The organism is Sporosarcina koreensis (assembly GCF_042655825.1).
In the GTDB taxonomy this organism is placed as follows: domain Bacteria; phylum Bacillota; class Bacilli; order Bacillales_A; family Planococcaceae; genus Sporosarcina; species Sporosarcina koreensis.
Genome location: NZ_JBHSNP010000021.1, coordinates 1 through 11,279 on the forward strand (window position 1 = coordinate 1; position 11,279 = coordinate 11,279).

At 45.7% G+C, this 11,279-nt stretch carries 12 protein-coding genes; 9 read left to right on the forward strand and 3 right to left on the reverse strand.

Annotated elements, in window-relative coordinates:
• Window positions 1-135: 135 nt before the first annotated feature.
• On the reverse strand, window positions 136-348 hold the full coding sequence (locus tag ACFPTP_RS10055) for a hypothetical protein (RefSeq protein WP_381444267.1): 213 nt from the start codon (window positions 346-348) through the stop codon (window positions 136-138).
• 19 nt (window positions 349-367) lie between these two features.
• Complete coding sequence (locus tag ACFPTP_RS10060) at window positions 368-1,147, reverse strand: peptidylprolyl isomerase (protein ID WP_381444270.1); 780 nt, start codon at window positions 1,145-1,147, stop codon at window positions 368-370.
• Window positions 1,148-1,362: 215 nt separating this feature from the next.
• Between ACFPTP_RS10060 and ACFPTP_RS10065 the strand changes: the two genes are divergently transcribed.
• The gene (locus tag ACFPTP_RS10065; RefSeq protein ID WP_381444272.1) at window positions 1,363-2,595 is read left to right on the forward strand and encodes an MFS transporter; all 1,233 of its coding nucleotides are present in this window, start codon (window positions 1,363-1,365) and stop codon (window positions 2,593-2,595) included.
• 58 nt (window positions 2,596-2,653) lie between these two features.
• The gene (locus ACFPTP_RS10070) at window positions 2,654-4,510 is read left to right on the forward strand and encodes a transglycosylase domain-containing protein (protein ID WP_381444275.1); all 1,857 of its coding nucleotides are present in this window, start codon (window positions 2,654-2,656) and stop codon (window positions 4,508-4,510) included.
• 142 nt (window positions 4,511-4,652) lie between these two features.
• Here ACFPTP_RS10070 and ACFPTP_RS10075 read toward each other — a convergent pair whose 3' ends face one another.
• Window positions 4,653-5,213 carry a DUF5366 family protein gene (locus ACFPTP_RS10075; protein WP_381444277.1) on the reverse strand — a complete coding sequence of 187 codons (561 nt, stop codon included), beginning with the start codon at window positions 5,211-5,213 and terminating at the stop codon, window positions 4,653-4,655.
• A gap of 162 nt (window positions 5,214-5,375) precedes the next feature.
• Here ACFPTP_RS10075 and ACFPTP_RS10080 point away from each other — a divergent pair, with 162 nt between their 5' ends.
• Genes ACFPTP_RS10080 through mnhG form a run of 7 tightly spaced genes read left to right on the forward strand, consistent with a single transcriptional unit; the run spans window position 5,376 to window position 11,137 of the window.
• On the forward strand, window positions 5,376-7,784 hold the full coding sequence (locus ACFPTP_RS10080; protein WP_381444280.1) for a Na+/H+ antiporter subunit A: 2,409 nt from the start codon (window positions 5,376-5,378) through the stop codon (window positions 7,782-7,784).
• Entirely contained in the window at window positions 7,771-8,193 is a 423-nt protein-coding gene (locus ACFPTP_RS10085; RefSeq protein WP_381444282.1) for a Na(+)/H(+) antiporter subunit B, read from the forward strand. The genes ACFPTP_RS10080 and ACFPTP_RS10085 overlap by 14 nt, the downstream gene beginning before the upstream one ends.
• On the forward strand, window positions 8,193-8,534 hold the full coding sequence (locus ACFPTP_RS10090; protein ID WP_381444285.1) for a Na(+)/H(+) antiporter subunit C: 342 nt from the start codon (window positions 8,193-8,195) through the stop codon (window positions 8,532-8,534). Before ACFPTP_RS10085 ends, ACFPTP_RS10090 begins: the two co-directional genes overlap by 1 nt.
• Window positions 8,527-10,005 (forward strand): Na+/H+ antiporter subunit D, encoded by a 1,479-nt coding sequence (locus ACFPTP_RS10095; RefSeq protein ID WP_381444287.1) that lies wholly within the window; start codon window positions 8,527-8,529, stop codon window positions 10,003-10,005. The genes ACFPTP_RS10090 and ACFPTP_RS10095 overlap by 8 nt, the downstream gene beginning before the upstream one ends.
• Window positions 10,006-10,018: 13 nt before the next feature.
• Complete coding sequence (locus ACFPTP_RS10100) at window positions 10,019-10,498, forward strand: Na+/H+ antiporter subunit E (protein ID WP_381444289.1); 480 nt, start codon at window positions 10,019-10,021, stop codon at window positions 10,496-10,498.
• Window positions 10,495-10,776 (forward strand): Na(+)/H(+) antiporter subunit F1, encoded by a 282-nt coding sequence (locus tag ACFPTP_RS10105; protein WP_381444291.1) that lies wholly within the window; start codon window positions 10,495-10,497, stop codon window positions 10,774-10,776. Before ACFPTP_RS10100 ends, ACFPTP_RS10105 begins: the two co-directional genes overlap by 4 nt.
• On the forward strand, window positions 10,760-11,137 hold the full coding sequence (gene mnhG, locus ACFPTP_RS10110) for a monovalent cation/H(+) antiporter subunit G (protein ID WP_381444294.1): 378 nt from the start codon (window positions 10,760-10,762) through the stop codon (window positions 11,135-11,137). Before ACFPTP_RS10105 ends, mnhG begins: the two co-directional genes overlap by 17 nt.
• The last annotated feature ends 142 nt before the right edge of the window (window positions 11,138-11,279 follow it).

Sequence of the window (11,279 nt, forward strand, 5' to 3'; positions counted from 1 at the left end):
AATAAACGTTTTTGCCCACGCAAAAACACCTCCGATGTTAGTACTTTTTACAAGTGTACCACTCCGAAGGTGTTTTATATTGTCTCAAAAATTTAGGTTAGCCCAGATCCATTTTATCGGATCATGCATTTTTTATTAATGTTCTTGTTTTTCTCTTGCTTCACGGCGTTCGCGCAAGATTCGTTCTTCCAATTCGCGCGTTTCCTCTTCTTGCTTTTTTGAATTCCGTCTGATCCAGTTAAACGTGATTGCGAGGAGAATCATGAAAAAGAAAAAGGAAATCGCTGCTGGAATATACTCTGATTTATCTTCTGGAAAGTAAAGGAACGGCATTAGCAAAACGTTCATTTACGTACACTTCCTTCTATTATTTCTGGATGATTTCAATCGATTCGATTGAGATTTCTTCAACAGGCTTGTCTGATCGATCTGTCTTGGCAGATGCGATTTTATCTACGATATCCATGCCTTCGATCACTTGTCCGAAAACAGTGTGCTTTTGATCGAGGTGAGGAGTTCCGCCTCTTTCCTCGTATGCTTCAGCGATTTCTTCAGGCCAGCCGCCTTGTTTCAATTGAGCTGCGGATGCTGGTGGATTTGAGGCTTGTACGATGAAAAACTGGCTGCCGTTCGTGTTCGGGCCTGCATTCGCCATCGATAATGCTCCTCGAATATTGAAAAGATCCATCGTGAATTCATCCTCGAATGAATCACCGTAAATGCTTTCCCCGCCCATACCTGTTCCAGTCGGGTCTCCGCCTTGGATCATGAAATCCTTGATGACACGGTGGAAGATGATTCCGTCATAATAGCCGTTCTCTGCATGTGTCAAGAAGTTCTCCACTGTTTTTGGCGCTTTTTCAGGGAATAGTTTAATTTTAATCGGACCCATTGTCGTATTCATAACGACAAGAGCTTCGTTCGCTGCTACTTCATTCGATAATTGTGGATACATCGTCGTGGCCTCCTCATTGGTCGCTTCATCTGATGATGTCTCATCAGTTTGTTGGTCTTGTGCTTCGTCTTCGCTTTGCGTAGTTGACGATCCGTTTGTTGCTGTTCCCTGCCCCTTTTGTTCGCTTTGACCGCAAGCGGCAAGCAGCAATAGTAAAAAGACCGACAGCAAAGTTAGCGACATCTTTTTCATAATCATTCACCCTGAAATAGTTTACCATACCCCTATCTTTTTTTCGATTGATAAGCATGTAATTTCCTTCGGTACTCGAATTGTTTTATACTTGATAAATCATACATACGTTTATTTGAGTCAAGCAACGGGAATCCCAAGTCTGATATGCGTTTTTCAATTAAAACAGCGCCGCATATGAGTAGCGGCGGGTCACATGAAAGCGGGTCACTAACATGAATGTACAAAAACGGAATTTCATCATCATCTGGTTTGCAAACTTCCTCGTCGCCGGAACGATGACGATGATCATGCCATTCCTATCATTATATATCGAGACGTTCGGCGATCATTCAGATGCATATGTACAAAAATGGGCCGGATTGATATTTGGAGCGACGTTCATCACGGCATTGATCATGTCCCCGATTTGGGGACGCATCGCCGATAAATACGGATTCAAGCCGATATTGCTTATCAACGGCTTCGGCATTGCAACATCTGTCTTCTTGATGGGATTTGTCCATTCGGTCGAAGCATTTTTCATCCTCCGCCTTTTCAACGGAGTCGTCACAGGGTTTATTCCGACATCGCTCGCATTCGTTTCATCCCAAACAGCAAGGGAGGAAGCGGGTAAGAAGCTTGGCACGTTGCAAATGGGCAGTGTGACGGGAACGCTTTTCGGACCAGTGTTAGGCGGTTTGATGGCGGATGCGTTCGGATTCCAATATACATTCATCATCACCGCATTCTCAGTTGTTGTAGCCGCTCTGATCGTATTGTTCGGAATCAAGGAACAAAAGAAAGTGAAAAATGAGAAGGCGATCCACTATTCACGGAAAACGATCCTCGGCGGATTGCTTCATCATCGGTTGATGTTGAATGTCATGATCGTTACAGCATTGATCCAAATTGGGAACTTCAGCATCCAGCCGCTCTTATCACTTTACGTGGCAGGTTTAACGGAATCGCAAAATGTCGCATTTTTGGCGGGACTGACGTTCAGTGCCGCAGGGGTCGGCAATCTCTTGTTCGCCCGAAAATGGGGAAAATTGGGGGATGATATCGGTTATGAAAAAGTGCTCGGAGCTTTACTCATACTGTCCTTCATTTTCATCGTTCCGCAAGCATTTGTTACATCCATCTGGCAATTGATGATCTGCAGGCTACTGTTCGGGATTGCAATTGGCGGGATGATTCCGATCACGACAGCCCTCGTTAGAAGGGAAGCACCGGTGAATATTCAAGGGGAAGTGATGGGTTACAATACAAGTTTCCGCTTCCTCGGCAATATTATCGGACCGATGTTCGGCGGGATCGTCAGTGGCTTCATCGGCATTTCGTCGGTGTTCATCTTGACAGGCGCCCTATTCCTATTAGGTTTCGGATTCCTCTATTATGCGAAGAGAAAGCCCGTACAAGATTTCGAAGATTTTCTGGCAGAGGAAAGCAGACAAACAAAGGATTAAATTTAGCACATTTCCAAATCGGAAATGTGCTATTATTTTTTCATAGGGAGGGGACTTTTTGAAAAAGTTTACAAGCTTTTTATTAATACTATTGATGATTCCCCTGCTTTTTGTCATTCAAAAGGCTGTTGCCAATGAGTGGTCGGAGGCGCAAGTCTTGAAGGAGAGCATCGGCGAAACGATTGAACTTACAGAACCGCCGATCAGCATTCCAATTTCGATGACTGACAGGAATGGGAAGGTTTTTGCAGAGGAATATGTGGAATGGAGACAACCATTACCGTTGGAATCCATCCCCGTCTTTTTACAGCAACTCTTCCTAGTAAGTGAGGATCAAGGATTTTTTGAGCATAAAGGGTATGATGTCGCGGCCATCGCCCGTGCCTTCGCCGTCAATGCGGTGAGCGACGACATGAGCCAGGGAGCTTCCACCATCACCCAGCAAGTCGTTAGGATGCGGTTTCTGACAACTGAAAAGACGTATGAACGTAAATTCAAGGAGTTGCTTTACGCTGCGGAACTTGAAAAACAGTCGACAAAAGACGATATTCTTGAAATGTATTTCAATGAAATGTTTTTCGGCAATCAAGTATATGGAATTGGGGCGGCCGCAACTTATTATTTCAATCGGCCCCTTGACGAATTAAGTCCAGCCGAAATGGCATTCATTGCCGCAATCCCGAACAATCCTTCCAAGTACAACCCATTGCGTCATTTCGACAATACGAAAAAGAGGCAGGAGCTTCTCTTATCCGTCCTTTCAGTAAACGAAGTGATAACGGAGGAAGAAGCGGAGATGTGGAAGCAGGAAGATATTAAATTGAACGTAAAATTGAAAGCGAACGAATACAACATGTATAGCTCGTACGTATTAGCAGAGCTTGAGGATTTGATCGGTCATTCTGAAGGATTCTCGGCGTCAATTGAATCCGCAGCAACTCCAAGTGAAATACAAACGCATGTGGAGGCACTGAAAAAAAGGACTGCTGAAGTCATCGCGGGAGGAATACAGATTGAAACGGCCCTTGATCCTGCGAAGCAAAAGCACGATGAGACATCCCTGTCTTCCCTATTGCAAATGAAGGACTTGCAGGCGGGAGCAGCCGTCATCGATAATGCGACAAAAGAAATTGTAAGCATTTACGGAGGAAAAGGTTTTCGTAAAGGCGACTTCAACAGGGCCTATCAAGCTGTAAGACAACCCGGCTCCGCAATGAAACCTTTGTTGGTCTACGCTCCGTATCTTGAAAGCGGACCGTATAAAGAAAGCACGCCGATCGACAGCAGCAATATTTGCATCGGCTCCTACTGCCCGACGAATATCGGCGGTTACACGTATGGGAAGACAACCGTGAAGGAAGCATTCCGCCACAGTCATAACACGGCCGCGGTACGATTGTTACGAAAAGTGGGGATCGAAGAGGCTTTTAATCATGTGAAAATCTTCCGCTTCAAAAATATTACCGAAGAGGATTTCACCTACCCCGCCGCTCTCGGTGGTTTCCACAAAGGTGTAACCCCTCTTGAGCTAGCTTCTGCTTATTCAAGTTTCGTAGATGGCATGTATACTGCACCTCACGCAATCAGGGCTGTAAAAGACCGGAACGGGAATACCTTATACGTATGGAAAGGCGAACCTGTTAGGGCCTGGTCCCCATCAACAGCTTCGACAATCCGTAATTTAATGGAGGATGTCGTTTTGAATGGAACCGGGAAAGGGATCCACTACACGACAACATACACAGGAGCCAAAACAGGAACAACAGACCATTACAAAGACTTATGGGTCGCAGGCATGAACGACCGCTACACGACAGCCGTCTGGATCGGCCAAGACAAACCTGCCTCCATCCAACGCCTAAGCAGCCAAAAAATTCATTTGCGTGCTTTCAATGAATTATTATATAATCCCTGATGATACAGTTGATTGAAGCGAAAGGCGGCGACTCCTGGGGGATTAGCGGGACAGGTGAGACCCCACAGGCGCAAGCGCCGAGGAGGCTCACCGTCTGCCCCCCGGAAAGCGTCCGCCTGTAGCGGAAATCAACATTTATTAGTTATACAACCGGCAGACTCGCAAGTACCCCGTTATAAAGCTTTAACACAATGTAAATAACACTAGATAAAAAGATGCCCCAAACGAGAATCTCAAAAAACAACAAGCCAACCATGCTAGGCAGCGTCATGAACTTGCTCATTTTAAACATCGTAAAAACAAAATAGACAAATGTCGTCAACAGGAAAATCACCAACAGAACCTTCACCGACTGTATCCCGACTACCGAAGCGAGCGCTCCAAAGAAATAGATCAGATTGCCGCTCTTCGCCTCACTATACGACTCCCCCGCCGCATCAACCGAAAAAAACAACATCGCCGTTTCATGAATCGTTTCCGCAATCAACTTCAACGCCGAAAAAATCATAAAAAAAGCTAGCGAATAAATGACGAGAAGAAAAAGACGCAGCTGCGTGTCTGTCAGGAATTCCCGCATGCCAGCATAAAGGCCGATCTGGCCGAAAAAAACGATTGAAGCCCCCACCAAATAGACCCCGAACGTCAAACTGAAAAGTGTAATTGTCAAAAATGGCAAATAGCCAAAAAGATAAGGATTTCTCATTAGTTCCCCCGGAAGCAAATAATTTATCATTCCCTATAATATAGGAAGAGAAACAGATTTCGCAACATTGTCAAATTGTGTCCTATGCAATCCCTCGGCATTTAAGTTATACTTTAACACAATGTAAATAATTATGTTTCACTCATTGGAAGGAGGATTACTTTGGAATTCGTATTACTGATTTTCCTGCCGATTGTGGCGGCCCTGTTCATACCGGCCCTTTTCCGAAAGATAAAAGGTATACATACTGGTTGGTTCGTTCTGATCGTCCCCGTTCTTTTATTCATTTATTATACTTCGTTCATCAAAACGACAATGGACGGTGGACATGCCGTATCTGAACTGCAATGGATCCCCTCTCTCGGCATCTCATTCGTATCCTATTTAGATGGCTTGAGTATTTTATTCTCTCTGCTTATTACGGGGATCGGAGCTCTCGTTGTACTGTATTCGATTTTTTACCTTGATAAGAATAAGGAGAAGCTAGGCAACTTCTACGTCTATCTTCTTCTTTTTATGAGCGCAATGCTCGGGGTTGTCCAATCGGATAATGTCATTTCGCTCTATCTGTTTTGGGAGCTGACATCCATTTCTTCATTTTTATTGATCGGTTATTGGTTCACCCGTGACGGTTCCAGATTCGGTGCATTGAAATCGATGATGATAACTGTATTCGGCGGACTGATGATGCTTGGGGGATTCATCCTTTTAGGCATTATGGGTGGAACATTCTCCATCCGGGAGCTGATTGCCGAATCATCCGCATTTGTAGGACATGAGTTTTTCACGTTGGCTCTCGTGCTTATATTGCTAGGTGCATTTACAAAATCCGCCCAGTTTCCATTTTACATTTGGTTGCCGGACGCGATGGAAGCGCCTACACCTGTCAGTGCATACTTGCACTCAGCGACGATGGTCAAGGCGGGATTGTATCTGGTCGCACGGTTCACACCGATATTCGCAGTGTCTGAAGTGTGGATCTGGCTTGTTACTGGCATCGGATTGATCACTTTATTCTGGGGCTCACTTTTCGCAGTGAAACAGAGGGACCTAAAAGCCATTCTAGCGTTCTCGACTGTCAGCCAGCTCGGTCTGATTATGTCGCTTCTTGGCGCTGGTGCGATTACATTCCACGTGGATGAGGCGCTATTCTCATTCGCAATGTTCGCTGCCATTTTCCATTTGATTAACCATGCGACGTTCAAAGGAAGTTTGTTCATGATTGCAGGAATTGTCGACCATGAAACGGGGACGCGGGATATCCGTAAGCTTGGCGGACTGATGAGCATCATGCCGGTCAGTTTCACCGTCGCGTTCATCGGATCGATGTCTATGGCAGGCTTGCCGCCATTCAATGGATTCCTAAGCAAAGAGATGTTTTTGCAATCGATGCTTGCAATCCGCCACTTCGAATTGTTCAATTTTGCGACATGGGGAGTCGTTTTCCCTGTAGTAGCATGGATTGCTAGTGTATTCACGTTCATTTATAGCTTTTATTTTGTGTTCAGGACATTTACCGGGAAGAGGAAAGCCGCGAAATTGCCGCGCGAGCCTCATGAAGCTCCAGCTGGAATGCTCATTTCACCGGTTATTCTTGCAGCGCTCGTCGTTACAATTTTCTTCATTCCGAATGTTGTCGGGAAATGGCTCGTGAAGCCTGCTGTCATGGCAATCCAGCCGTATCAATATTCCCACCCTTCGGAAGTTGCCGTGCACGTTTCCGCATGGCACGGGTTCGCTTCTGTGGAACTGTGGTTGACGGTTGGAATCATTGTTATAGGCGGCCTTCTATATTTGTCGCTGTCAAAATGGCAGAAGTTTTATGGAATCCAGCCTGACACCCTATCCCTGAATTCATTGTATGACGCAACGATGACATTCAGTGAAAGAGGGATGAACCGGCTGTCCCGCCTGTATATGACGGGTCTCATCCGGACGTATCTATTGTACATATTTGCATTTTTGTCGGTTACGACAATAGCGGTGCTTTTCCTTCAAGATGCATTTGCCGTGGATATGTCCAGCTTTTCTAAATTAAGTGCGTACGGTTTGATCAATGCAGTCATCCTTCTGCTTGCAGTCAGTTTTGTACTGCTGTCCAAAACAAGGCTCGGGGCGATTATTTCGCTTGGAGCAGTCGGATACTCGGTCGCACTATTTTTCGTTATTTTCAAGGCGCCAGATTTGGCTCTTACACAATTGGTCATTGAAACTGTATCGGTTGCGCTGTTCCTATTGGCATTCCAACATTTGCCGAAGCTTTCCGATCATGGCGAGAAAAAGAGTACTAAATTGGTGAACGCCATTATCGCTCTGGGAGTCGGGGTAACTGTGACATTGGTTGCTTTATCTTCCCATTCACAGAAACTTGTGGCATCCATCTCCCAATATTACAAAGATACTGTTGAATCAGAAGCCGGCGGAGGAAATATCGTTAACGTTATCCTCGTTGATTACCGTGGTTTCGATACATTATTCGAAATTGCCGTCCTAGCGATTGCCGGAATCGGTGTCCTCGGGATGATTAAACTTCGACTGGCGAGAAAGGAGAGTTCAGATGAAAACAAATGACGTCATTTTGCAGACGACGACGAAAGTTGTATTTTTCATCATCTTCCTTTTCTCCATCCATATTTTCTTTGCAGGGCATTATACACCGGGTGGAGGCTTCGTCGGCGGCTTGCTGACGACAGGGGCAATTGTTCTTTTATTGCTCGCCTTCGATTTGAAAACGGTGCAGAAAGCATTGCCATTCAATTTCACGATCATGACTGCGATCGGATTGCTATTGGCACTTGGGACAGCTGCCGGATCAATCTTTTTCAATGTCCCGTTCTTCACCCATGCATTCGACGATTTTGCCTTGCCATTATTCGGAGTGACTTCCCTTCATACGGCGATGGTGTTTGACGCGGGTGTATTCCTCGTCGTCGTCGGCTCTGCTATTACAATCATCCAGTCAATTGGAGGGGATTCGTAATGGAATTGGTAATGGCTATCTTAATCGGTGTTTTGTTCACCGCAGCAGTCTATTTGATCCTATCGAGAAGTCTATTGAAAATTATCATCGGCACGGGTTTATTAAGCCATGGCGCCCATCTGCTCATCCTCACGATGGGTGGGCTAGGTGGCTTGGCACCCCCTGTCATTTCAGAGGGTGTAACGGATTTTGCGGATCCATTGCCGCAAGCGCTCATCTTAACGGCAATCGTCATCAGCTTCGGTGTGACGGCTTTCATTCTCGTAATGGCCTACCGTGCTTACGCTGTCCATAAAACTGATGACATGAATCAACTGAAAGGAAATGACGAACATGATTAACTTACTTTTATTCCCGATCATCCTCCCTTTCCTTTTTGCGATTCTGTTGCTGTTCTTTAAAGAGAATGTCCGGATCCAACGAGCACTATCATTAGTTGGCGTCATTGTCAGCCTGATTGCTTCATTCTATTTGCTCGTGACCGTCAAATCGGACGGCATCCAAGCTGTCACGCTTGGCAGCTGGCCTGCCCCGTTCGGGATAACGATGGTATCGGATATGTTCTCCGCATTGCTAGTGACGACAACTCTTTTGATAACATTGTTTGTCGTTATCTACAGCTTCACAGCGATCGGCGAAGAGCGGGAAAGATTCTTCTACTACCCTGCCATTCTGTTCATGGTGACGGGCGTGAACGGTGCCTTCACAACTGGTGATATTTTCAACATGTTCGTCTTTTTTGAAGTGTTGCTCATTGCATCGTACTTATTGATCGTCCTTGGCGGCGAAAAGAAGCAATTGCGTGAATCGATCAAGTACATACTTGTTAACGTCGTTTCTTCAGCATTATTTGTTATTACTGTCGCTTACCTCTATTCCGTTGTCGGAACGTTGAACATGGCCGATATTTCAGTGAAAATCGCGGAAATCGGTCAGCCGGGAATCATTACAGTGATTGCGGTTCTTATGCTGATCGTTTTTGGAGTCAAAGGGGCGATTTTCCCGCTCTACTTCTGGCTGCCTGGGTCGTATGCGGCACCGCCTATCCCGGTACTTGCATTGTTCGGTGCGTTGCTGACGAAAGTCGGTGTGTATGCCATCATGAGGACGTATACATTGTTTTTCGTCCACAATGTCGGTGTTACCCATGAGATTCTCATGGTCATATCCATCCTGACAGTCATTGTCGGCTGCATCGGCGCGCTTGCATACTTCGATTTGAAGCAGATTATCATTTATAACATCGTCATTGCGGTCGGTGTCATCCTTTTTGGAGCGGCGCAAATGAATGAAGCGGGCATTTCCGGCGCGATTTTTTACCTAGTGCATGACATGCTGATCAAAGGGGCTCTGTTCCTATTGATCGGGATCATCATTTATGTGACCGGAACGTCGAATCTAAGGAAAATGGGTGGGTTGATGAAGACCCATGCCCCGCTTGGATGGTTCTACTTGATTGCCGCGTTCGGTTTGGCAGGAATTCCGCCATTAAGTGGTTTCATCGGCAAATTGCTCATTTCGCAAGGAGCATTTGAAGCAGGCAATGTGTGGGGAAGCCTCATCATGCTTGCGTCCAGCCTAATCGTGCTGCTCTCCGTCATCAGGATTTTCATCTATGCGTTCTGGGGAGAACCGGCAGACCTGCCTAAAACGAAACGGAAGCCATACAAACGCATGATGCTTCCAACGATCGTGCTAGTCGTCCTATCGGTCCTTTACGGGGTCGGCACGGAATGGATTCTACCATACGTGATAGACGCCACGGACGTATTACTACAACCATCCATCTATATTGATGCGGTGCTAAAGTGAGGAGTGGATGTCGATGGCATTTCAAATACTATTGAACTTTTTCATCGCCGTCATTTGGATGTTCCTGAATTCCTCATTGACTGCGACAACTTTCATCATTGGATACTTGATCGGTTTGATTCTCATTCTGATAACGAGGCGTTTTTTCAAAACAAGGCTCTATATTTGGCGTCTTTGGGCCGCTATAAAATTGACGCTTCTGTTTTTCAAGGAACTGACGCTTTCAAATATTTCTGTTCTGATGCTCGTCATCCGTCCTAAATTGCAGCTTCAGCCAATGATCTTCGCATTGCCGACGGAGCTGGAGCACGATTGGGAGATTACACTTTTATCGAGCCTGATCACCTTGACGCCCGGAACGATCGTGTTGCACGTCTCCGATGATCAAAGGATTCTATACATCCACGCAATCGACGTGGACGATGTAGATGAAGCGATTGACTCGATAAAAAATTCATTTGAAAAAGCAATTATGGAGGTGAGCCGAGCATGATGACATTCATATGGGTATCCCTGATCCTTGTCGTATTGTCGATGATCGGCATTATGTTCCGTGTTTTCCGCGGACCTTCCGTGCCCGATCGGCTTATCGCTCTTGACGGAATAGGCGTCATGCTCATTTCGGCAATTGCCCTCATTTCGATTCTTTTTGACACCGCCTTTTTCATCGATGTCATATTGCTGATCGCGATCATGTCGTTCATCGGTACTGTTTCATTCTCCAAGTTCATTGAGAGAGGAGAGATCATTGAACGTGACCGTAATCGCTAATATCCTAATTGTAACGACGATTGTCGTCGGCCTCATTTTCACGGTCGTGACGATGATCGGAATTCTTAGATTGCCTGACGTCTACACACGTGCGCACGCGGCATCGAAAAGTGCCACACTCGGCGTCCTAAGTATATTGCTTGGCGTATTCTTTCATTTCTGGTTGAAGGAAGACCATTTCAGCCTCTCCCTTCTTCTTGGGATCGTATTCCTGTTCATCACTTCACCGGTTGGCGGCCATCTGATGGGTCGCGCAGCTTATATGTCAGGAGTCAAACCGACTGAAATGACGGTCGGAGATGACTTGAAGGATGCCGTCAAAGAGGCGAAAGAGCAAAACTTAAAACGGTTAAAGGATTAATAAACATAAAAAACACACTCGGCATTCCGATGAGGAATGGGCTAACCTAAATTTTTGAGACAATATAAAACACCTTCGGAGTGGTACACTTGTAAAAAGTACTAACATCGGAGGTGTTTTTGCGTGGGCAAAAACGTTTATT